Here is a 21,108-nt window from a genome sequence, read left to right as displayed (position 1 = left end):
GCCGTCGCTTCCGGATCCTGCCCGGCCAGCGCTGCCCGGCACCGCCACGGCACCGGACGACGCGGGCTCGGTCGACGAGACCTCGCGAGGCGCCGCCGGCCCGCGATACCGCAAACCGGGCCGGAGGCTAGAGGTAGAGGCCCGCTTCCGAGTTGTGCGGTTGCGGGGGCAGGATCGCCGCCGGGCCCGTGCCGCGGCGTAGGGCGAACAGCTCCGCCAGGCTGGCGCCCTCACGGGAGACGCCCTCGTCCGTGCCCAGCCAATCCACCGCCTCCCGGTGGGTCAGCCGGCCGACCTCGATGCGGGCCAGGCAGCGCCCCGGTCGGACCACCGCCGGGTGGAGTCGTTCCAGGTCCTCGTTGGTGGTGACCCCGACCAGGACGTTGCGGCCCTGCCCCAGCAGTCCGTCCGTCAGGTTCAGCAGCCGGGACAGCGCCTGCCCGGCCGTGTGGCGGGCCTCGCCCCGGATCAGCTCGTCGCAGTCCTCCAGCAGCAGCAACCGCCAGCGGCCCTTCGCCGTGCCCTCGTCCTCGCCGATCGCGATGTCCATCAGGTAGCCCACGTCGTTGAACAGCCGCTCCGGGTCCAGGACGCAGTCCACCTGGCACCAGTCCCGCCACGACCGGGCCAGCGTCCGCAGCGCGGAGGTCTTGCCCGTACCCGGCGGCCCGTGCAGCAGGAGCAGCCGGCCCGCGATGTCGTCCGGGGTCACCTTCATCAGCCGGTCCATCGCCCCGGCCACCGGAGCCGTGTAGTTGGGCCGCACCTCCGCCCAGGTCCCGGCCGCGATCTGGCGGGTCGTCCGGTACGGGCCGCGGCGCGGGGAGACGTACCAGAAGCCCATCGTGACGTTCTCGGGCTGCGGTTCGGGCTCGTCCTGGACGCCTTCCGTGGCCTGACCCAGCACGCCGGCGGCGAGTTCGTCGCTGACCGCCGTCACGGTGACGTCCGCGCCCCGACTCCAACGCGAGACGAGCATGGTCCAGCCCTCGCCCTCGGCAAGGGTGGCGCTGCGGTCGCTGTCGCGCGCCGAGCGCAACACCTTGGCCTCCGGCGGCAGGAGGGTGGCCTCCGCCTTGACCCGCTCGATCGACACGCTGTGCGAGTACGGCTGCTCGCCGGACGCGAACCGGCCGAGGAAGAGCGCGTCGACGACGTCCGACGGTGAGTCGCTGTCGTCGACGTTGAGCCGGATCGGCAGCGCGTCCTGCGGGTTGGCTGACATGGCGCCCATGATCCGGCACACGATGCCCTCGTGCACCCGTGTTTCGCTGGATCGGGTGCCCAAGTTCCCTCTTCAAACGCATGCGGAGTGAAGGTTCGGGCCGCAACTCTGCCCTGAATATTCTTGGCATGGACACTTCCAGCGGACCTCGGCTGCTTGTACCACGGACTCAGGAGTAACCCCCACAAGGAGCCGCACACATGAGCATGAGACTGTCGCGCTTCGCTGCCCTGACCTCCTCCCTCTTACTCGCCGCGGGCGCCACCCTGTTCGGCGCGGGCCAGGCGGCCGCCACCGCCCGGGCCGACTTCGGCTACGTCGCCCTCGGTGACTCGTACTCCTCCGGCGTCGGCGCCGGCAACTACGACGGCGCGAGCGGCAACTGCAAGCGCACCACCCGCGCCTACCCGGCCCTGTGGGCCGCCGCCCATTCCCCCCAGACCTTCTCCTTCACCGCCTGCTCGGGCGCTCGCACGGGCGATGTCCTCTCCGGCCAGCTCGCCCCGCTCAACTCCGGTACCGACCTGGTCAGCATCACCATCGGTGGCAACGACGCCGGCTTCTCCGACGTCATGACCACCTGTGTGCTCCAGTCCGAATCCACCTGCGTCAGCCGCGTGAACCAGGCCAAGGCCTACGTGGACGCCACTCTCCCCGGCCGGCTCGACCAGGTCTACAACGCGATCAGCAGCCGCTCGCCCGGCGCGCACGTCGTCGTCCTCGGCTATCCCCGCTTCTACAAGCTGAACGGCACCTGCACCACCGGCCTGACCGAGGGCGAGCGGACCGCCATCAACGGCGCCGCCGACCACCTCAACGCCGCCATCGCCAAACGCGCCGCCGACCACGGCTTCACCTTCGCCTCGGTCGCCGGCACCTTCACGGGCCACGAGATCTGCTCCGGCAACCCGTGGCTGCACAGCGTCAACTGGCTGAACATCGGCGAGTCGTACCACCCGACCGCCGCCGGACAGTCCGGCGGCTACCTCCCGGCCTTCACGAACGCCGCCTGATCGGCCGAGGCCGCGCGATCCGTGCGAGCGCGATCCGTGCGGTTCGTTCGGTTCCCGCGATCCGTTCCCTCCGTCCCCTCGATCGGATCCGCCCCCTCCGTCTCCGCCAGATCCATCAGCTCCGTCCGATCCGACCTGACCGTCCCGTCCGGCTCGCCGCTCGCGGGACTCGTCGGAGCGCTCGTCGTCGTCGGGGGCGACGACGACGGCGTCGCCGACGTACTCGGCCCGGGCGAGGGGGCCCCGCTCGTCGGGGTCTCCTCCCGGCACGTCACCGAGGTGGCCACCCACTGGGTGGCCACCTCCGCCGGTCCCCGTACCTCCAGCCGGACCGCGTCCTCGAACGCCCCGTCCGGTTCGTGCGTGAGCTCGGTGTGCTCCAGCCGCCGGCTCCTCGGTCCGCCCTCCTCGTACATGACGGACCGCCAGTCGGGTCCGGAGGTACGCCCGCTGCGCGTGGCCCAGCGGTACTCCAGCACGACCGGGGTGCGCTCCACCTCGACGGTGGCCGTGAAGGCGGGCGCGGACCCCGCCGGTGGTGGGCAGCTGCCGGTGTAGGAGGAGCGCAGCACGTCCACGTACACCGAGACGTGCTGTCCCGTCGGTCCCGAGGCGGACGCCGACACCGGGGCCGACGCGGCCGCCGACGGCGTCGTGGTCACGGTCCGGGAGGCCGTCGCCGAGCCCGTCGGGGAGCCGTTCCCGGCGCCCGTCCCGTCGCTGTTCCCGCGGTCCTCGAAGAGCAACCACCCCACCGCGACCAGGGCCAGCACCATCAGCACGATGCCGACGGTCAGCACCAGCCCGGCGTTCCCCTCGCGCGCCGCCGGGGGCGGCGTCCCGTACGGACCCGGGTGCGCCGGTTGCGCCGCCCGCGTCGGCTGTGTCCGGTACGGCTCGCGCGGGGTGTCCGTCCCCTGCCCGTGGTGCGCGACGACCGTCGGCGCGTCCGGCCCCGACACCGGCCCGTCGGGGGCCCGTACGGTCCCGCCCGCGGCCACCACCCGCAGCATCCGGGCCGCCTCCGCCGCGGGCAGCCGCTCGGCCGGGTCCTTGCGCAGCAGGCCCTCCAGTGCCGGCGTCAGCGCCCCGGCCCGGCGCGGCGGCGGCAGCTCCGTGTCCACCACCGCCCGCAGGGTGTCCAGCGGGGTGGCCTGCCGGAAGGGCGAGACCCCCTCGACGGCGGTGTAGAGCATGACGCCGAGCGCCCACAGGTCCGAGGCGGGCCCCGGATCGTGTCCCAACGCCCGCTCGGGCGCCAGGAATTCGGGCGAGCCGACCACCTCGCCGGTCATGGTGATCGACGAGGAGCCCTCCAGGGTCGCGATCCCGAAGTCGCCGAGCACCACCCGGCCGTCGTTGGCGATCAGGACGTTGCCCGGCTTCACGTCCCGGTGCAGCACCCCGGAGTCGTGCGCCGAGCGCAGGGCGGCGAGCACCTGTTCCCCGATGTGCGCGGCCCGCTGAGGGGGCATCGGACCCTCGGCCTCCAGTACGTCCGCCAGCGAGAGCCCGCGCACCAGCTCCATCACGATCCAGGGCCGTCCACCCTGGGACGCCACGTCGTAGACCGTGACGACCCCGCGGTGCGAGACCCGGGCCGCGGCCCATGCCTCCCGCTCGAGCCGCCGGTACAGCCGCTCCAGTTCGGTGGGTTCCAGCCCGGCCGGCGCCCGTACCTCCTTGACGGCGACATCGCGGGCCAGGACCTCGTCCCGGGCCCGCCACACGATGCCCATGCCGCCGCGGCCGATCGGTTCGAGCAGTCGGTAGCGACCGGAGATGACCCGATCGGAGTTCGATTGGTCACTCACGCGCGCCCCCGAGTGTGCTCCCGTGCGCCCGGGCGTCACCGGACGATCACTCCAAGTTAGCGCAGTGTGGGCCAAGTGGCTCCTGTCGTGACGGGACTCGTGCGGAGGCCTTTCGCAGCGTGACGTCTGTGCGGAGAGTAATCGGCGACTCCGCTGAGTAATCGTCAACTCCCCGTCGCCGCAGGGGTAATTCACACCACCGGGATACCCGGGGGCGACGCGGGGGCGATAGGGTTAACCTGCCCGGGCCGGGTGCCCTCGTACGGGTGGGGAGAGAACATGGAACAGATAGCAATGCGCAGCAGGCCGCCTCGCGTGCCTGCCATCACCTGCGGCAGCAGTGCGACCAGCTCGCGCCTCGACCGCCACCTCTCTGTGCTCGGCGGTCCCGCCGTCCCGCACCGGGAGACCGCCGAGGCGACGCTGCTGATGCGCGAGCTCACCTCCCGCGACCACACGCACCGTCTGCGGAGCCGGAGCGCGCGCGTCTCGCTCTTCGCGCCGCTGCGCCGTCTGCGTCGCACGCTCTTCGGCAGCCGCCGCTCGTAACCGTCCCCGTACCGCAGCCGTCGGCCCTGTGGCCGCCGGCTCCCCGGCCCTACCCGATCACACCGTCCCGGCGCAGGTCCGAGATCTGTGCGTCCGCCATCCCCAGGGCGCGCAGCAGGGACTCGGTGTGCTCGCCCAGCGCGGGCACCGCACCCATGTGCGGTGCCGCGCCGCCCGGCAGCCCGATCGGCGGCAGCAGGGCCCGCAGCGGACCTGCCGGTGAATCCACCTCCCGCCAGCGGTCCCGGGCCGCGAGCTGCGGATGTCCGGCCAGTTGGGCCACGGAGTTCAGCCGCGCGCACGCGATGCCCGCCGCCTCCAGTCGCACGATCGCCTCGTCCGCGCCCAGCCGGCCCAGCGCCTCGGCCACCACCGCGTCGGTCTTCTCCCGGTTCACGGTGCGCGCCGCGTTCGTCGCGTACGCCGGATCGTCCGCCAACTCCGGCCGTTCCAGCACCTGTTGTGCCAGCCGCCGCCACTCGCGGTCGTTCTGCACCGACAGCAGCACCCGGTCCCCGTCGGCCGTCGCGTAGGCGTCGTAGGGCGCGATCACCGCGTGTGCGAGGCCGGTACGTACGGGCTGCTCCCCGCCGTGCATCGTGTGGTGCAGCGGATGTCCCATCCACTCGGCGAGCGCGTCCAGCATGGACACCTCCACCCTGCCCCCGCGCCCGGTGACCCCGCGACGCAGCAGGGCGGCCAGGACGCCCGAGAAGGCGTACATGGCCGCCGCGATGTCCGCCGCCGGGATCCCCGCCTTGACGGGCCGCTCCGGAGTGCCGGTCACGGACACCAGGCCCGCCTCGCACTGCACGAGCATGTCGTAGGCGCGCTTGTGGGCGTACGGGCCCTCGGCCCCGTAGCCGGAGACGTCCACGGCGACGAGCCGGGGGTAACGCGCGCACAGGGCGGCCGAGTCGAGCCCGAGCCGGGCGGCGGCCCCCTGCGCGAGGTTCTGGACGAAGACGTCGGCCCCGGCCAGCAGCTCGTGCAGGACCTCCCGGCCGCGCGGGTCCTTCAGGTCGAGCGCGATCGACTCCTTGCCCCGGTTGGCCCACACGAAGTGCGAGGCGAGGCCGTGCGCGGCCGTGTCGTAGGCGCGGGCGAAGTCGCCGCCGTCGGGGCGCTCGACCTTGATCACCCTGGCGCCGAGGTCGGCGAGCTGTCGGGTGGCGAAGGGGGCCGAGACGGCTTGTTCGACGGCGACGACGGTGATGCCGTCCAGGGGAAGTGGTTCGGTAGCCATGGGCCCTGCCTACCGGGTCGGACGGGCCGCTGTCACTACCGGCCGCGTGCGAACCTGGGCGTGGCCGGCGGGACGAACGGCACGAGCAGCACACCGGACCACAGCGGCGCCCCTTACGGCCGCGCCTCCGCCGTTCCCAGCCAGGTCGCGCACGGCGGGCGGTGGCGACGGCGCAGGAGGCGGCGGTACGCGGCGTGGGCCGTGCTCGGAGGGGGGCGCGCTCGCAGGTAGCCGTGCTCGGAGGGAGCCGTGCCAGGAGGGGGCTGCGCGCGCAGCGGGCGGCGTGCTCGAAGGGGGGCGTGCTCGAAGGGGGGTGGGCTCGGAGGGGGCGGTGCCCGGAGAGGGTCGTGTGCAGAGTGGGGGCGCTCGGAAGGGGTCGGGCTCGGAGGGGGCGTGCCCGGAAGGGGCGTGTTCGGAGGGGGCGTGCTTGGGGGTGGGTCGGTCTCAGAGGAGGGCGAACTGTCCGCCCGGGCCCTCCTCCTGGTGGTCCAGCACGGACGCCGGGCGCCGGGCCCAGGCCGGCGGCGGCAGCACCCCGGCCGTGCGCAGCACCTCGGCCGACAGCTCCGGGCCGGGCTCGAACGCGGCCCGCTCCGGGGCCAGTTCGGCCAACAGTGCCAACGTGGTCACCAGGGCGAGCAGTTCCGAGGTCCAGCTCTGCGGCCACTCGGCCGGCCCCAGTGCGGCCAGACCTTCGCTGTCCGGACCCCGGTGCGCGATGCGCGCGGCGAACCACGCCGGCAGCACACGCACCCCCTGCGCCTCGTACTCCCAGGCCCCGGCCGGGACGGGGGAGACCGTCCCGCTCCCGAGGCTCAGCGTCTCGCTCTCGGCGTCGTACGCGAGCTCGCGCGGCCGGCCCGGGACCGCCGAGCGGACGTACGGCCGGCGCCCGCCGGGCAGCCGGGGCGGTTCACCACCGCGGGCCCCGCGCAGCTGCACGCTCAGCAGCCGGTGTCCCAGCTCCAGCCCGGACCGCCAGCGCTCGGGATCGGCGGCGAGCGGGACCTCGTCCCCGCGCGGGCCCGGGCGGCCCGCCGCGAGCATCCAGCACAGGAGGTCCTCGGGGGTGACGTGGCCGCGGTGGCGCGCGTCCAGCAGGGACAGCAGGCCGGGCGCGAGATTCGGCTCGGCGCCGCCGGGGCGCCGGTGCAGCGGGCGGATCCGGCCGAGGCGGCCGACGGGGAGGTGTGCGGTGACCAGCGGATCCGGAGTCTCGACGAGGAACAGCTGGTGCTCGTCCCGGACCCGCCAGAGCTCGGGGCGGGCCGAGTCGATGAGCCGCTGGTCGGGCAGCAGCCACTGCTCGTCGAAGGGTTCGCGAAGCACCCGTACAGGGTCGGGGCAGGGGCCCGGGTCGTCGGCGAAACGGGCCGTGGCCGCCGAGCGCTGCCCCGGCAGGGCGGCCGCCCCGGCGTCGGGCCGCCGGCTGCGGCTCGGCCGGAACAGCCGCTCCCGCTCGGCCCCTTCGGAGGCGGTCAGGGCGGCCCAGCGGGCGCGCAGGGCCGCCGGATCGGGTGCGGCCACCCAGTCCCGGCCCAGGCGCAGGCCGCCCACGGACCAGGGCATCAGATCCTCAAGCAGCGGTACGTCATCGCTCACGCCGCCGATGGTAGCGACGGGATCCGATGGCCGGGCTGCGTCCAGGCCGAGGAGATAGGCTCCTTATGTAGGTATTCGTACGGTTTCGACCGAGGAGGTCGAGGAGGTCGAGGAGGCGGTCATGAGCCAGTACGACGAATACACGACCCCGTCACAGGCCGAGGGCGAGCGCCTCGACGAGGACATGGACGAGGCCCAGCGCAAGCAGCTGCAGCACCCGCACACGATGCGGACCACGCCGTCCCAGGCGGAGGGCGAACGCACCAGGGAGGACGACGAGAAGTAGGCGCGCGGCCGGCGGAAGAACCGAGGCACCGGAGGCACCGGAGGCACCGGCGGAGCTGGAGGCCGCAGGCCCTCCGGGGCGTCCGAGGGTCGTCAGTGCGCGTCGACCGTCACCGTGAAGGAGAACCGGTCGCCGCGATAGCGGATCCGGGCCACGTCCACCACCCGGCCGTCCTCGTCGTAGGTGACGCCCGTGTAGTGCAGGATCGGGCTCAGCAGCGGCACCTGGAGCAGCTCGGCCGTCTCCGGGTCGGCCAGCCGGGCCTCCACCGTGTCCGTGATCCGGCTGATGCGCACCCCCACGACGTCCCGCAGGACCTTCGTCATCGGCCAGCGTTCGAGATCGGCGAGGTCCACCGCCTCGGCGAACTCCGGGAGGACCGCGTTCTCCGCCCAGTTGGTCGGCTCGCCGCTCTCCCGGTCGTGGCGCAGCCGGCGGTACGTGACCACCTCGGCCGTGTCCGGGAAGTGCTCCAACAGCTCCCCGGACACGGCTGTGCGGCCGTGCCCGAGGATCGTCGTACGGTCGCCCGACTGCTGGGCCACGATCGCGTCGACCGAGCCCAGCAGCCGCACCGGGGTGCTGCGCAGCGCACCCGGCTCGATGAAGGTGCCGCGCCGCCGGTGCCGGCTGATCAGGCCCTCACCCTCCAGCTCCTTGAGCGCCTGCCGCATGGTCAGCACGCTCACCCCGTAGTGCCCGGCCAGCTGCTCCTCGGTGGGCAGGCGCAGCGAGGCGTCCGGGGTGCGCCCCAGTATCGAGGCGCGCAGTGACTGCGACACCTGGTACCAGAGCGGCAGCTTCCGGTTCAGTACCAGCGAGTCGGGAGCGAAGGCGGTCACGGGTGGATCTCCGAAGGGCTGGGCAGGGGGACGTGCGGTGGCCGCACGGTACGGCGCAGGCCGCGTATGCGGCGTATGCAGCGTATGCAGTGCAGGTCAGGCGCGGAAGTGCCGCTGCAGACCCTGCCACACGTCGTCGTACCCGCGCTGGAGGTGATCCGCGCCGGCCGCCTGCGCGGTGGCGGTGATCGGCCAGCGGGTCTCGAACATGAAGGCCAGGCCGTCGTCGATCTTCTGCGGCTTCAGCTCGGCCGCACTCGCCCGCTCGAAGGTCTCGTGGTCGGGCCCGTGCGCGGACATCATGTTGTGGAGCGAGCCGCCGCCGGGGACGAAGCCTTCGGCCTTGGCGTCGTAGGCCCCTTCGATGAGGCCCATGTACTCGCTCATCACGTTGCGGTGGAAGTAGGGCGGACGGAAGGTGTCCTCGCCGACCAGCCAGCGCGGGGCGAAGACCACGAAGTCCACGCCCGCCAGTCCCGGGGTGTCGGAGGGTGAGGTCAGGACCGTGAAGATCGACGGGTCCGGGTGGTCGTAGCTGATCGAGCCCAGGACGTTGAAGCGGCGCATGTCGTACACGTACGGGACGTGGCTGCCGTGCCAGGCGACCACGTCGAGCGGGGAGTGGTCGTAGGTGGCGGACCAGAGGTTGCCGCAGAACTTGTTGATCACCTCGGTCGGGCGCTCGGTGTCCTCGTACGCCGCCACGGGCGCCTGGAAGTCCCGTGCGGCGGCGAGGCCGTTGGCGCCGATCGGGCCGAGGTTGGGCAGCTCGAAGGGCTGGCCGTAGTTCTCGCAGATGTAGCCGCGGGCGTCGGCGTCGAGCAGCTCGACGCGGAAGCGGACGCCGCGGGGGATGAGGGCCATGTCGCCCGGGCGGGCGGCGAGCAGACCCAGCTCGGTGCGCAGCAGCAGCCCGCCGCGCTCGGGGACGATCAGCAGCTCGCCGTCGGAGTCGCTGAACACCCGGTCGGTCATGTCGGCGTTGGCGGCGTAGAGGTGGATGGCCATGCCGGCGCGCTGGGCGGCGTCGCCGTTGCCGCCGAGGGTCCACAGGCCGGAGAGGAAGTCGGTGCCGGGGGCCGGCTCGGGCAGCGGGTTCCAGCGGAGCCGGTTCGGGTCCGCCACGGACTCGGTGAAGGGTGCGGAACGCAGGGCCCCGTTGTCGATCCGGGTGAAGGGCGGGTGCGCGGCCGAGGGGCGGATCCGGTACAGCCAGGAGCGGCGGTTGTGGGTGCGGGGCTCGGTGAAGGCGCTGCCGCTGAGCTGCTCGGCGTAGAGGCCGAGAGGGGCGCGCTGGGGCGAGTTCCGGCCGATCGGCAGTGCGCCGGGGACTGCCTCCGAGCTGTGCTCGTTGCCGAAGCCGGTGAGGTACTCCAGTGCCTCCGCCGTCTTCCTGGCCTGCTCGCTCATGTGCTGCTCCCGCTCCGTCGAAGGAATCCTATGCTCGACAGTAGGATTCTGCGGCTCGTGCGTCAACGGCGAGTCTGCCCCCGACCTCCAGATCGACGGGAAAGGCCGGAATGGGGGGCCGGGGCGTCGTGGGCGAGGGTCGAAAACGCCGGGCGGGAGCACGGATTCGGTCCAGGGGGATCCCAAAAGATGAACATTGCTCTACTCTCACGCGCATGTCGTGGACCCGCAGGTTTCCTGCCGTGCCGGCGGCGCTCCTCGCCGCCCTCCTCGCCCTCCTGTCACTCCTCGTCGCCGCGCCCGCCGCCAGCGCGCACGAGGAGCGCCCGATCACCCTCCCGGACGGCTCCGGATCGGTACCCGAGTACCGCACCGCGGAGCCCGACCTGATCGTCTGCAAAACCGACCGACCCGCCTTCGAGCGCCGGATATCCGCCTTCCCCGAAGAGCTCAGGCAGCGCAACCTCGCCCTGTACGAGCGGTGCGAGAAGAGCGGCTACCGACACCTGCAGGAGGCCGTCGACGCCGTCGACCGGCCCGGGATGAACATCGCGATCCTCCCCGGCCTGTACGAGGAGGAGCCCTCCCTCCCCACACCGACGGGGGAGTGCGCCGCGCTCAAGGCACCCCAGTCCTCGCTCGGATACCAGATCCTGTCCTACGAGCAGCAGGTGCAGTGCCGGCACAACCAGAACCTCGTCGCGATCCTCGGCAAGACGAACCTGCAGATCGAGGGAACCGGCGCGTCACGGCTCGACGTGGTGGTCGACGCCAAGTACCAGAAGCTGAACGCCATCCGCGCGGACAAGTCCAACGGCATCTACTTCCGCAACTTCACCGCCCAGCGCACCACCTTCAACTCGCTGTACGTGCTCGCGGGCGACGGCTTCGTCATCGACGACGTGCTGACCCGCTGGAACGACGAGTACGGCTTCCTGACCTTCGCCAGTGACCACGGGCTCTACAAGAACTGCGAGTCGTACGGGAACGGCGACTCCGGCATCTACCCGGGCAGCGCCTCGAACATCAACGACGGCCGCGGCTACGAGGTCCCCCGGTACTCCATCGAGATCACCGGCTGCCACAGCCATCACAACATGGTCGGCTACTCCGGCACCGCGGGCGACTCGGTGTGGGTGCACGACAACGAGTTCGACCAGAACATGGGCGGCGCCTCGATGGACAGCGCCTTCCCCGGCCACCCCGGACTCCCGCAGAACCACGCGAAGTTCGAGCGGAACCTCATCCACGACAACAACCAGGACTACTACGGCTACGTCGCCGACGGCACCTGCGCCAAACCGCCCATCGAGCGCGGCTACGAGCGGGGCGTGGTCTGCCCGCAGATCTCCATGCCCCCGGGCACCGGCATCATCACCGCGGGCGGCAACTGGAACCTCTACGAGAACAACTGGGTGTACGGGCACCGACGCGCGGGCTTCTTCCTCAGCGCTGTCCCCGCCTTCATCCGGGGTGAGGAGGCGTGGTCGAAGCAGACCGACACCTCCCACCACAACCGGTACGCCGACAACGTCATGGGCAAGGACAAGTCCGGCGCCGCCCGCCCCAACGGCATGGACGTGTGGTGGGACGGCCAGGGGCGCGCCAACTGCTGGCAGGACGGACCCGACGGCTCCACCCCCGGCACCGTCCCGCAGTGCGGTGACCGCCGAGGCCAGGTCTCGGGGGCGTCCGCCCGGCTGGTCGGCGAACCGGTCAAGCTGGTCCAGCTCCTCGTCTGCGCGGACTACAACGTCCAGGCACGCAAACTCCCCGCCGGCTGCGACTGGTACGGCGCGCGCGGGCTGGAGCGGGTGGAAACCCAGCTCGCGCTGGCCGTGGCCGCCGTGCTGCTGCTCGTCGGCGGGGTCCTGTGGTGGCGCCGCCTGCGCGGATCGCTGCCGGGCGGCTCGCGCCTGGGCACGGCGGCCTCGCTGGCCGGGCTGGTGGGTCTGGTCCTGGACGTGGCGGGCTCCACCATGTCCCTCACCGCCACCTTCGTCCCGGCGCTCGCCCTCCTCCTGCTCGGCCTGTGGTGGACGGGCGTCGGGCTGGTGCTGCGGCCCGGCCGCCCCTGGTTGGCCCGCATGACCCTGCTGCTGGCCGGGCTCACCCTGCTGGACGCCTTCGACAAGGCCGTCCTGATGATCCCCTGGACCCCCCTGAGCCCCGCCTGGGTACGGGCCCTGGTCGCCGTGGTCTGGGTCCTGTGGGCCGTGGTGGCCTCGGCCCGCCCGGGCACCCCGGCCCGCCCGTCCGGCCCGGACGGCGACCCCGCGGGAGACCGAGAGCCGGTCCCCGCCGGCCCCGCCCCGGCGCTGACCGCGGCCGCCCCGGAGACCCCGGCGACCCCGGCGACCCCGGACCCCGCGGCGTGACCCCCGCCCAGGCAGCCCCGACCGCAGGAGGCCGGCCGTGACCGACCAGCCCGATCTCCGGCCCGACCTCCCGCCCGACGACGACAACCGGTGCGACGCCTGTGCCGCGCCGCCGCCCCGCGCGGTCCGCAGGCGCCGCCGGGTCGCCCGCGCGGCGGCCCTGCTCGCCCTCGCCCTGCTCCTCGCGGGCGGCGCGGCGACGGGCTGCGGCGGGCGGGCCACCACCCACCACAAGCCCGGCACCAGCCACGAGCAGGCCTCCGGCAGCGTGGGTACCCTGCTCACGGCGACCGACGCGGGCGGCCACCGGCTCCGCGAGGTCCCGGCCGAGGGCGCGCCGGAGGTCCAGCTGACCGTCCGCCCGGACTCGGAGGACGGCTGGAACCTCCAACTGGCGGTGAAGAACTACCGCTTCACCCCCGACAGCACCGGTGGCGCCGCCCTCCCGGGCGCGGGCCACGCCCACCTGGAGCTCGACGGGCGCAAGCTGGCCCGGCTGTACGGCCCCTGGTTCCACCTGCCCGCGGCGCAGGTCCCCGAGGGCGCGCACACCCTGACCGTCCGCCTCTACGCGGACGACCACACCGCCTGGGCGGTCTCGGGCAAGCCGGTCGAGGGCACGGCCCAGCTCACCGCCACCGCCACCGCCCCCGCCCCGGGCCGCACGGGCGGACACACCCACGGGGACACCCCACCGCCGGGCCAGACCCCGCCGTCGGGCCAGGCCCCGCCGTCGGAGCAGGCCGACCGCACGGTCACCATCACCGTCCGGGACGGCAAGGTCAGCCCGGCCCCCGCCCGCACCGAGCTGCGACGCGGAGAGCGGCTGGCCCTGCGCGTCACGAGCGACCGCGCGGACACCCTGCACGTCCACGGCTACGACAAGGAACTCGCCCTGCCGGCAGGCCAGGAAGCCACCCTGATCCTGACGGCCGACCGCACGGGCCTCTTCGAGGTCGAGACCCACGAGTCCGACCTCGTCCTGACCCAACTCCTCGTCCGATGACCCCACCCCACCCCGAACCCACCCGCGAACCCACGCCCGAACCCACGCCCGATCCCACCCCTGAACCCAGCGCCGCGCCCGCGGTCCGGCCCGGGCCCGTGGCTCGGCGCCCGGTTCGGTCCCACGTGCCCGCCGCGTTCCCGAGTGGTGTTCCGTCCCGGCCGTCCGGGCCCGGGGCGGAGTCCGTGCGGTCGGGCCCTCGCACCCGCGGGGCGTCGCCCCGGGTGGGTCGATGGTGAGCCCGTTCGGGCCGGGCCTCGCCCCCGGCGCGGGTGAGGGGGGCCACGGCCAGGGCGTGGTCCTTCACCCGGCCGATCCGCTCACCTCGCTCGCGCACGGGATCGGGTCCCAGCACGATCTACCGATCTCTCCCTTCTATGCCTTCGCCGGTGCCTTCGCCGCGCTGTTCGTCTCCTTTCTCGCGCTCGCCCTGCTCTGGTCCACCTCCCGCTTCCGCGGAGAGCGCTCGGGCCTCGCCCTGCCCGCCGCCCTCCAGCGGGTGGCCGACGCGCCCGCCACCCGAACCGCCCTGCGCGGACTGGGGCTCGCCGCCGCCGCGTCCGTCCTGATCCACCTCCTCCTCGGTCCCGACGACCCCGCGCACAACCCCGCCCCCGGCGCCGTCTACGTCCTCCTCTGGGTCGGACTCGTACCCGCCTCCCTCCTCCTCGGCCCCGTCTGGCGCCTGCTCAACCCGCTCCGCACCCTGCACCGCCTGCTCTCCCGGGCCCTGCGCCGCCGTGGCCCCGGCCGCCCCCTCCCCGCCCGGCTCGGTCAATGGCCGGCCGCCGCCGGGCTGTTCGGCTTCACCTGGCTCGAACTCGTCGCTCCTGATCCCGCATCCACCACCACCCTCCTCATCGCCATCACCGCCTACGCCACCGCCCAACTACTGCTCGCCGCCCGCTTCGGCGAGCGCTGGTTCGACGACGGCGACGCCTTCGAGACGTACTCCACCCTCCTGGCCCGGCTCTCCCCCCTCGGCCGTCGCAGCGACGGCCGCCTCGTTCTCCGTAATCCGTTCCACGGACTCGACGCGACGCCCGAGCGGCCCGGACTCGTCGCCACCGTCTGCGTCCTGCTCGGTTCCACCGCCTACGACGGCTTCTCCGACAACCCGTCGTGGATCAACGCCATACAGACCTCCCCCCTCGGCCGCATCCCCACGGCCACACTCGGACTACTCGGTTCCATCGCCCTCGTCGCCACCCTCTACTGCCTTTGCGCAGCGGTCACCCGCCTCGTCAGCGGTCCGCACCCAGGCCCGCTGACCGCCTTCGCGCACTCACTCGTACCGATCGCGCTCGGCTATCTCATCGCTCACTACTTCTCCCTCCTGGTAGTCGAAGGACCACGCACAGTGAGCATGGCACTCGGCACTGACAACGCCCCCGAACCCGTGCCACCGCTGGGTCCCGGCGGCCTCGCCGCCCTCCAGGTCATCGCCGTCGTCACCGGCCACGTGCTCGGCGTCGTCGCGGCCCACGACCGGTCCGTCCGCCTCTTCCCGCCCGCGAAAGCGGTGGCTGGGCAATTGCCGCTGCTGGCCCTGATGATCACTTTCACCATCGGAGGGATCGGTCTTCTGCTGAACTGAGGACCCCCACCGAACCGAGAAGCGAGGAGCGGCATGATGGACCCCGTGCCTCCCGCCCACTCCCTGCGCCGAACGCCGATCCAACAGCGCAGCGCCGACCGGCTCGCCCGGATCCTCGACGCCTGCGCCGAACTGCTGGACGAGACCGGGTACGAGAACCTCAGCACCCGTGCCGTGGCCCTGCGCGCCGGCGTGCCGATCGGTTCCGTCTACCGCTTCTTCGGCAACAAGCGAGCCATGGCCATCGCCCTCGCCCACCGCAACCTCGACCGCTACGTCGACGGCATCGCGGACCGGCTCGCCGACCTCCCGGCCACCCACTGGCGGCCGGTCGTGGACGCGGTGCTGGACGAGTACCTGGCCATGAAGCGCAGCGTTCCCGGCTTCGCGCTCGTCGACTTCGGCGTGCCCGCGCCGCCGGCCGAGGGGCCGGAGGCGGACCCCAACCACCAGGTCGCCGCCCGGCTGACGGAACTGCTCTCCGCGCACCTCGCCCTGACCCCCGACGCCACCCTGGAGCGGGCCGTCCTCGTCGCCGTCGAGGCCACCGACGCACTGATACAGCTCGCCTTCCGGGCCGACCCGGCCGGTGATCCGGGAATCGTCGCCGAGACCCGCGCGATGATGCACGCGTACCTGGCCCGCGTGCTGGACTGACACCCCCCTTCCGCCTCTTCCGCCCCGCCACCCTTCCGCCCACTCCACCGCGTCCCGGTTCCTTCCGTACCGCTGCCGACGCCCGGCGGGGAAACGGTTCGCCACCACACCGGATCGGGCCCGCACACCTCTCCCCTCCATCCGTACCGGTCGGTATGCTCGATGTACCCGCGTGCCCGCGCCCGTGCAGCAGACCGCCGCCCCTGGAGGGCCCATGTCCCGCACCGCCCTGCGTATCTGCCCCCTCTGCGAAGCCACGTGCGGCCTCACCCTGACCCTCGGGGACGGCGTGGTCACCGGAGCCCGCGGTGACCGCGAGGACGTCTTCAGCCGCGGATTCATCTGCCCCAAGGGAGCCGCGTTCGGAGCGCTCGACTCCGACCCCGACCGATTGACGGGCCCCCTCGTCCGCCGCGACGGCCGATTGCGGGAGGCCACCTGGGAGGAGGCCTTCGACGCCATCGCGGCCGCCGTCCCCGCCCAGGTCCAGGAGTACGGGCCCCAGTCGGTCGGCGTCGTGCTCGGCAACCCGAACGTCCACACCATGGCCGGCGCCCTCTACCCGCCCCTGCTCCTCAAGAGCCTCGGCACGCGCAACCTCTTCACCGCCAGCACCCTCGACCAGATGCCCAAGCACGTGTCCAGCGGGCTGCTCTTCGGCGACCCCTTCGCCATCCCGGTCCCCGACCTCGACCGGTGCGACTTCCTGCTGCTCCTGGGTGCGAACCCGGTCGAGTCCAACGGCTCCCTGTGCACCGCCCCCGACTTCCCGGGCCGGCTCAAGGCCCTGCGCGCCCGCGGCGGCACCCTGGTCGTCGTCGACCCGCGCCGTACGCGCACGGCCGCGCTCGCCGACCGCCACCTCGCGCCGCGCCCCGGCAGCGACGCGTTGCTGCTCGCAGCCCTCGCGCACACCCTGATCGAGGAGAAGCTCGCCGACCCCGGCGCGCTGGAGGAACACTGCGACGACATCGGGGAACTCGGCGTCGCGCTCGGGAGTTTCACCCCTGAGGCCGTCGCACCCGCATGCGACCTCACCGCCGCCGAGATCCGCACCCTCGCCCGCGAGCTCGCGGCCGCACCCACCGCCGCCGTCTACGCCCGGATCGGCAGCTGCACCGTCGAGTTCGGCACGCTCGCCAGCTGGCTGGTCGACGTACTGAACATCCTCACCGGCAACCTCGACCGGCCGGGCGGAGCACTCTTCCCGCTCTCCGCCACGGCTCCCGCCGGGCGCCCCGCGGGCCCGGGCAAGGGGTTCGCGCTCGGCCGCTGGTCGAGCCGGGTCTCCGGCCACCCGGAGGTCAAGGGCGAGCTACCCATGGCCGCGCTCGCCGAGGAGATCGAGACCCGGGGCGACGGGCGGATCCGGGTCCTGTTGGCCATCGCCGCCAACCCGGTCCTGTCCGCACCCGACGGCGACCGGCTGGACCGGGCGCTGGCCGGGCTGGACTTCATGGTCTCGATCGACCCCTACCTGAACGAGACCTCACGCCACGCCCACGTCGTCCTGCCGCCGCCACCGCCCTCGCAGAGCGCGCACTTCGACTTCGCGTTCAACGGATTCGCCGTACGCAATCAGGTCCGCTACTCGCCCGCCGCCCTCCCGCCGGCGGACGGGCGCATGGACGAGTGCGAGATCCACGCCCGCTTGATCCTCGCCGTATCCGGGCTGCACGGAGCGCCGCCGGAGGCGGTCGACGAGCGCGTCATCGCCGACAGCCTGGCCCGGGCCGTCACCGATCCCCGCTCACCGCTGCACGGCGGCGACCCGCAGGAGCTGGCCCGCCTGCTGACCGGCAGCACCGGACCCGAGCGGCGCCTCGACCTGATGCTGCGCACGGGTCCGTACGACCTGACGCTCGACGATCTGCGGCAGGCTCCGCACGGCATCGACCTCGGCCCGCTACAGCCACGGCTACCGGGCGTGCTGAAGACCCGCAGCGGCAGGATCGAGCTGCTCCCGGACCCGATCGCGGCCGAACTCCCCAGGCTGCGCGGGGCGCTCGCCGACCGCCCCGCCGCCCTGGTGCTCGTGGGCCGCCGCCATCTGCGGTCCAACAACAGCTGGTTGCACAACGTTCCGGCCCTCACCGGAGGTTCCAACCGCTGCACCCTTCAGGTCCATCCGCAGGACGCGGACCGGCTCGGCCTCGTCGACGGAGGGCAGGCCAGGGTCACCGCCGACGGCGGGAGCCTGGAGGTGCCCGTCGAGGTCACCGACGCCATCCGCAGCGGCGTGGTGAGTCTGCCGCACGGCTGGGGCCACGACCGAGCCGGCTCGCGGTTGTCGGTGGCCGCCGCGGCACCCGGCGTGAACGTCAACCAGCTGCTCGACGGCACCCGCATGGACCGGCTGTCCGGCACGGCGGTGCTCAACGGCTTCCCCGTCGAGCTCACACCCCTGCCCTGAGCTGGGCTTTTGCTCGTATTGCTCACGCGTGGACGTCTTGTTGGCGCACGGCGGGGGCACCTACCTTCCCCACATGCTGACCTTCCTCGGCTTCGCCATGATCGCGACATTCCTGGTCCTGATCATGATGAAGAAAATGTCGCCCATCGCGGCGCTCGTCCTCATCCCGGCACTCTTCTGCGTCTTCGCGGGGAAGGGCGCACACCTCGGCGACTACGTCATCGACGGCGTCGGCAAGCTCGCGCCGACCGCCGCCATGCTGATGTTCGCCATCGTCTACTTCGGCGTGATGATCGATGTCGGCCTCTTCGACCCGATCGTCCGCGGCATCCTGCGCTTCTGCAAGGCGGACCCGATGCGGGTGGTGGTCGGTACCGCCGTCCTCGCCGCGATCGTCTCGCTCGACGGCGACGGATCGACCACCTTCATGATCACCGTCTCGGCGATGTACCCCCTCTACAAGCGGCTCGGCCTGAGCCTGGTGGTGATGACGGGCGTCGCGGCCACGGCCAACGGCGTCATGAACACCCTCCCCTGGGGCGGGCCCACCGCCCGCGCCGCCACCGCCCTCAAGCTCGACGCCGCCGACATCTTCGTCCCGATGATTCCGGCGCTCGCGGTGGGCCTGCTCTGCGTGTTCGTCCTGGCCTACGTCCTCGGTGTGAAGGAACGCCGTCGGGTCGGCACGCTGGTGCTGCCCGGTCAGGTGGAGCGGGAGGCTGCCGAGGAGGAGCTGGCCCCGGCCGCTCCCGCTACGTCCGGCGCCTCTGCCTCCATCTCCTCCTCCTCTACTTCCACCGCTGCCTCTGCCTCCGGTGCAGGCGGCGCCGGTTCCGCCGGGGGCCCCGCCACCAGTTCCGCTTCCGCCGCGCACGGGAGCGGTGGCGCCGCCACCCCCGAGGACGGCTTCCAGGGCCTGGATCCGCACCGCCCCACTCTGCGCCCCCGCCTGTACTGGTTCAACGCCGGCCTCACCGTGGCCCTCCTCACCGCGATGATCATGGAACTGCTGCCCATCCCGGTGCTGTTCCTGCTCGGCGCCGCCCTCGCCCTCACCGTCAACTTCCCGCACATGCCCGACCAGAAGGCCCGGATCGCCGCCCATGCCGACAACGTCCTGAACGTCGCGGGCATGGTCTTCGCCGCCGCCGTCTTCACCGGGGTCCTCACCGGCACCGGCATGGTCAAGCACATGGCCGACTGGCTCGTCGGCGCCATCCCCGAGGGCATGGGCCCGCACATGGCCCTGGTCACCGGCCTGCTCAGCCTGCCGCTCACCTACTTCATGTCCAACGACGGCTTCTACTTCGGCGTCCTGCCCGTGCTGGCCGAAGCCGGCGCCGCCCACGGCGTCTCCCCGCTCGAGATCGCCCGCGCCTCGCTCGTCGGTCAGGCCCTGCACATGTCGAGCCCGCTGGTTCCGGCCGTCTACGTCCTCGTCGGCATGGCCAAGGTGGAGTTCGGCGACCACACCCGGTTCACCGTGAAATGGGCGGCCCTGACCTCCCTCGTGGTCCTCGCGGCAGGGATGCTTTTCGGCATCATCTGATACCTGGCGCCCTCTGGCCGGCAAAAACTACCGACGCTAGTTTGTAGGGTGTTCGCGAGGTCGGATCTACGCGCTCGTGCGTGCTCGGGAGGAATGCCATGAAGGCCCACGACGGGATGTACATCGACGGCGCGTGGCGGCCCGCCGTCGGCAGCGATCTGATCGAGGTCGTGAACCCGGCCGACGGCCAGGTCATCGCCCAGGTCCCGGCCGGCACCGAGGAGGATGTGGACGCGGCCGTCCGCGCGGCCCGTGCGGCCCTCCCCGGCTGGGCGGCCACGGCCCCCGCCGAGCGCGCCGCGCTGATCGGGGCGCTCCGCGACGCACTGCTGGCCCGCACCGGCGAGCTGACCGAGACGATCACCGCCGAGCTCGGGTCCCCGCTCGGCTTCTCCAAGGCGGTCCACGTCGGAGCGCCGATCGCCGTGGCCTCCTCCTACGCCGAACTCGCCTCCTCGTACGCCTTCGAGGAGCGGGTCGGGAACTCGACCGTGCTGCTGGAGCCGATCGGGGTGGTCGCGGCCATCACCCCCTGGAACTATCCGCTGCACCAGGTCGTTGCAAAGGTGGCGCCCGCTCTCGCCGCCGGCTGCACCCTCGTCCTCAAGCCGGCCGAGGACACTCCGCTGACCGCACAGCTCTTCGCCGAAGCCGTGCACGAGGCGGGCATCCCGGCCGGAGTCTTCAACCTGGTGACCGGCACCGGTCCGGTCGCGGGCCAGGCCCTGGCCGCGCACGAGGGAGTCGACCTCGTCTCCTTCACCGGCTCGACCGCGGTCGGCAAGCAGATCGGCGCGACGGCCGGCGCCGCCGTCAAGCGGGTCGCGCTCGAACTGGGCGGCAAATCGGCCAACGTCATCCTGCCCGGGGCCGACCTGGTCAAGGCCGTCGCGGCAGGCGTCGGGCACGTCATGAACAACAGTGGCCAGAGCTGCAACGCGCTCACCCGGATGCTCGTCCACCGGGATCACTACGAGGAGGCCGTCTCGCTCGCGGCCGCGGCCGTCGCCGACTATCCCACCGGTGATCCTCGCGAGTCCGGTGTCCGTGTCGGCCCGGTCGTCAACGCCAAGCAGCACGAGCGCGTCCGCGGTTTCATCACCAAGGGCGTGGAGGAGGGCGCGCGCCTTGTCGCCGGCGGGCCCGACGCGCCGCTGGAGCAGGGGTACTTCGTGGCGCCGACGGTGTTCGCCGACGTCACGCCCGACATGACGATCGCCCAGGAGGAGATCTTCGGCCCGGTGCTGTCGATCCTCCGCTACGAGGACGAGGAGGAGGCCCTCCGCATCGCCAACGGCACCGTCTACGGCCTGGGCGGCGCCGTCTGGGCCGCCGACGACGCGACGGCCGTGGCCTTCGCGCGCCGTATGGACACCGGACAGGTGGACATCAACGGAGGCCGCTTCAACGTGCTCGCGCCCTTCGGCGGCTACAAGCAGTCGGGCGTCGGCCGTGAGTTGGGCGCGCACGGCCTGGCGGAGTACCTCCAGACCAAGTCCCTGCAGTTCTGATCGTTCGGAC

16 protein-coding genes are annotated in these 21,108 nt (G+C 72.7%); 10 read left to right on the top strand and 6 right to left on the bottom strand.

Features of this window, described 5'->3' with window-relative positions:
* Positions 1-127 precede the first annotated feature (127 nt).
* Positions 128-1,225: a DUF5925 domain-containing protein gene (locus tag BCL76_RS20980; protein WP_258309815.1), complete on the bottom strand. Its 1,098-nt coding sequence runs from the start codon at positions 1,223-1,225 to the stop codon at positions 128-130.
* A 206-nt stretch (positions 1,226-1,431) separates the two neighbouring features.
* Here BCL76_RS20980 and BCL76_RS20975 point away from each other — a divergent pair, with 206 nt between their 5' ends.
* Positions 1,432-2,238 (top strand): SGNH/GDSL hydrolase family protein, encoded by an 807-nt coding sequence (locus tag BCL76_RS20975; protein ID WP_109781063.1) that lies wholly within the window; start codon positions 1,432-1,434, stop codon positions 2,236-2,238.
* Here the strand turns inward: BCL76_RS20975 and BCL76_RS20970 are convergent.
* Positions 2,208-4,052 carry a serine/threonine-protein kinase gene (locus BCL76_RS20970; protein ID WP_109780969.1) on the bottom strand — a complete coding sequence of 615 codons (1,845 nt, stop codon included), beginning with the start codon at positions 4,050-4,052 and terminating at the stop codon, positions 2,208-2,210. The two genes, BCL76_RS20975 and BCL76_RS20970, sit on opposite strands and share 31 nt — an antisense overlap.
* A gap of 279 nt (positions 4,053-4,331) precedes the next feature.
* Here BCL76_RS20970 and BCL76_RS20965 point away from each other — a divergent pair, with 279 nt between their 5' ends.
* Positions 4,332-4,601, top strand: coding sequence for a hypothetical protein (locus BCL76_RS20965; RefSeq protein ID WP_030723188.1), 270 nt, complete (start codon positions 4,332-4,334; stop codon positions 4,599-4,601).
* 49 nt (positions 4,602-4,650) lie between these two features.
* On the opposite strand, the gene BCL76_RS20960 is transcribed toward BCL76_RS20965, so the two are convergent.
* Together BCL76_RS20960 and BCL76_RS20955 are read right to left on the bottom strand one after the other, a co-directional pair.
* The gene (locus BCL76_RS20960) at positions 4,651-5,847 is read right to left on the bottom strand and encodes a CaiB/BaiF CoA transferase family protein (protein ID WP_109780968.1); all 1,197 of its coding nucleotides are present in this window, start codon (positions 5,845-5,847) and stop codon (positions 4,651-4,653) included.
* A gap of 444 nt (positions 5,848-6,291) precedes the next feature.
* A complete protein-coding gene (locus tag BCL76_RS20955; protein ID WP_181382645.1) occupies positions 6,292-7,416 on the bottom strand; it encodes a type ISP restriction/modification enzyme in 1,125 nt (374 codons plus the stop codon).
* Positions 7,417-7,570: 154 nt separating this feature from the next.
* Between BCL76_RS20955 and BCL76_RS39045 the strand changes: the two genes are divergently transcribed.
* Positions 7,571-7,735 (top strand): hypothetical protein, encoded by a 165-nt coding sequence (locus tag BCL76_RS39045; RefSeq protein ID WP_181382635.1) that lies wholly within the window; start codon positions 7,571-7,573, stop codon positions 7,733-7,735.
* A 92-nt stretch (positions 7,736-7,827) separates the two neighbouring features.
* Here the strand turns inward: BCL76_RS39045 and BCL76_RS20950 are convergent, their stop codons facing one another.
* The gene (locus tag BCL76_RS20950) at positions 7,828-8,577 is read right to left on the bottom strand and encodes a GntR family transcriptional regulator (protein ID WP_109780966.1); all 750 of its coding nucleotides are present in this window, start codon (positions 8,575-8,577) and stop codon (positions 7,828-7,830) included.
* Positions 8,578-8,673: 96 nt separating this feature from the next.
* Complete coding sequence (hmgA, locus tag BCL76_RS20945; protein ID WP_109780965.1) at positions 8,674-9,987, bottom strand: homogentisate 1,2-dioxygenase; 1,314 nt, start codon at positions 9,985-9,987, stop codon at positions 8,674-8,676.
* Between the two features lie 215 nt (positions 9,988-10,202).
* Between hmgA and BCL76_RS20940 the strand changes: the two genes are divergently transcribed.
* The 7 genes from BCL76_RS20940 to BCL76_RS20910 all read left to right on the top strand — a co-directional run bounded on the left by BCL76_RS20940 (position 10,203) and on the right by BCL76_RS20910 (position 21,098).
* The gene (locus BCL76_RS20940) at positions 10,203-12,365 is read left to right on the top strand and encodes a right-handed parallel beta-helix repeat-containing protein (protein ID WP_109780964.1); all 2,163 of its coding nucleotides are present in this window, start codon (positions 10,203-10,205) and stop codon (positions 12,363-12,365) included.
* A gap of 160 nt (positions 12,366-12,525) precedes the next feature.
* Positions 12,526-13,371, top strand: coding sequence for a hypothetical protein (locus tag BCL76_RS20935; protein ID WP_109781062.1), 846 nt, complete (start codon positions 12,526-12,528; stop codon positions 13,369-13,371).
* Between the two features lie 295 nt (positions 13,372-13,666).
* Entirely contained in the window at positions 13,667-14,968 is a 1,302-nt protein-coding gene (locus tag BCL76_RS20930) for a hypothetical protein (RefSeq protein ID WP_109781061.1), read from the top strand.
* 36 nt (positions 14,969-15,004) lie between these two features.
* Positions 15,005-15,625, top strand: a complete 621-nt coding sequence (locus BCL76_RS20925; protein WP_109780963.1) for a TetR/AcrR family transcriptional regulator — start codon at positions 15,005-15,007, stop codon at positions 15,623-15,625.
* Between the two features lie 214 nt (positions 15,626-15,839).
* Positions 15,840-18,038: a molybdopterin oxidoreductase family protein gene (locus tag BCL76_RS20920; protein WP_109780962.1), complete on the top strand. Its 2,199-nt coding sequence runs from the start codon at positions 15,840-15,842 to the stop codon at positions 18,036-18,038.
* A gap of 73 nt (positions 18,039-18,111) precedes the next feature.
* On the top strand, positions 18,112-19,587 hold the full coding sequence (locus tag BCL76_RS20915) for a CitMHS family transporter (protein WP_109781060.1): 1,476 nt from the start codon (positions 18,112-18,114) through the stop codon (positions 19,585-19,587).
* A 98-nt stretch (positions 19,588-19,685) separates the two neighbouring features.
* Entirely contained in the window at positions 19,686-21,098 is a 1,413-nt protein-coding gene (locus BCL76_RS20910; protein ID WP_109780961.1) for an aldehyde dehydrogenase family protein, read from the top strand.
* The last annotated feature ends 10 nt before the right edge of the window (positions 21,099-21,108 follow it).

Origin of the sequence: Streptomyces sp. CG 926 (genome assembly GCF_003148825.1) — a bacterium.
GTDB lineage: Bacteria > Actinomycetota > Actinomycetes > Streptomycetales > Streptomycetaceae > Streptomyces.
This window is presented reverse-complemented; position numbering and strand designations above follow the sequence as displayed.

What these genes read in the sequence shown, in the direction of transcription:
- BCL76_RS20925 (WP_109780963.1), top strand. Translation starts at nt 15,005, where the DNA reads ATGGACCCCGTGCCTCCCGCCCACTCCCTGCGCCGAACGCCGATCCAA.
- BCL76_RS20965 (WP_030723188.1), top strand. Translation starts at nt 4,332, where the DNA reads ATGGAACAGATAGCAATGCGCAGCAGGCCGCCTCGCGTGCCTGCCATC.
- BCL76_RS20940 (WP_109780964.1), top strand. Translation starts at nt 10,203, where the DNA reads ATGTCGTGGACCCGCAGGTTTCCTGCCGTGCCGGCGGCGCTCCTCGCC.
- BCL76_RS20960 (WP_109780968.1), bottom strand. Translation starts at nt 5,847, where the DNA reads ATGGCTACCGAACCACTTCCCCTGGACGGCATCACCGTCGTCGCCGTC.
- hmgA (WP_109780965.1), bottom strand. Translation starts at nt 9,987, where the DNA reads ATGAGCGAGCAGGCCAGGAAGACGGCGGAGGCACTGGAGTACCTCACC.
- BCL76_RS39045 (WP_181382635.1), top strand. Translation starts at nt 7,571, where the DNA reads ATGAGCCAGTACGACGAATACACGACCCCGTCACAGGCCGAGGGCGAG.
- BCL76_RS20920 (WP_109780962.1), top strand. Translation starts at nt 15,840, where the DNA reads ATGTCCCGCACCGCCCTGCGTATCTGCCCCCTCTGCGAAGCCACGTGC.
- BCL76_RS20955 (WP_181382645.1), bottom strand. Translation starts at nt 7,416, where the DNA reads ATGCCCTGGTCCGTGGGCGGCCTGCGCCTGGGCCGGGACTGGGTGGCC.
- BCL76_RS20910 (WP_109780961.1), top strand. Translation starts at nt 19,686, where the DNA reads ATGAAGGCCCACGACGGGATGTACATCGACGGCGCGTGGCGGCCCGCC.
- BCL76_RS20915 (WP_109781060.1), top strand. Translation starts at nt 18,112, where the DNA reads ATGCTGACCTTCCTCGGCTTCGCCATGATCGCGACATTCCTGGTCCTG.
- BCL76_RS20980 (WP_258309815.1), bottom strand. Translation starts at nt 1,225, where the DNA reads ATGTCAGCCAACCCGCAGGACGCGCTGCCGATCCGGCTCAACGTCGAC.
- BCL76_RS20975 (WP_109781063.1), top strand. Translation starts at nt 1,432, where the DNA reads ATGAGACTGTCGCGCTTCGCTGCCCTGACCTCCTCCCTCTTACTCGCC.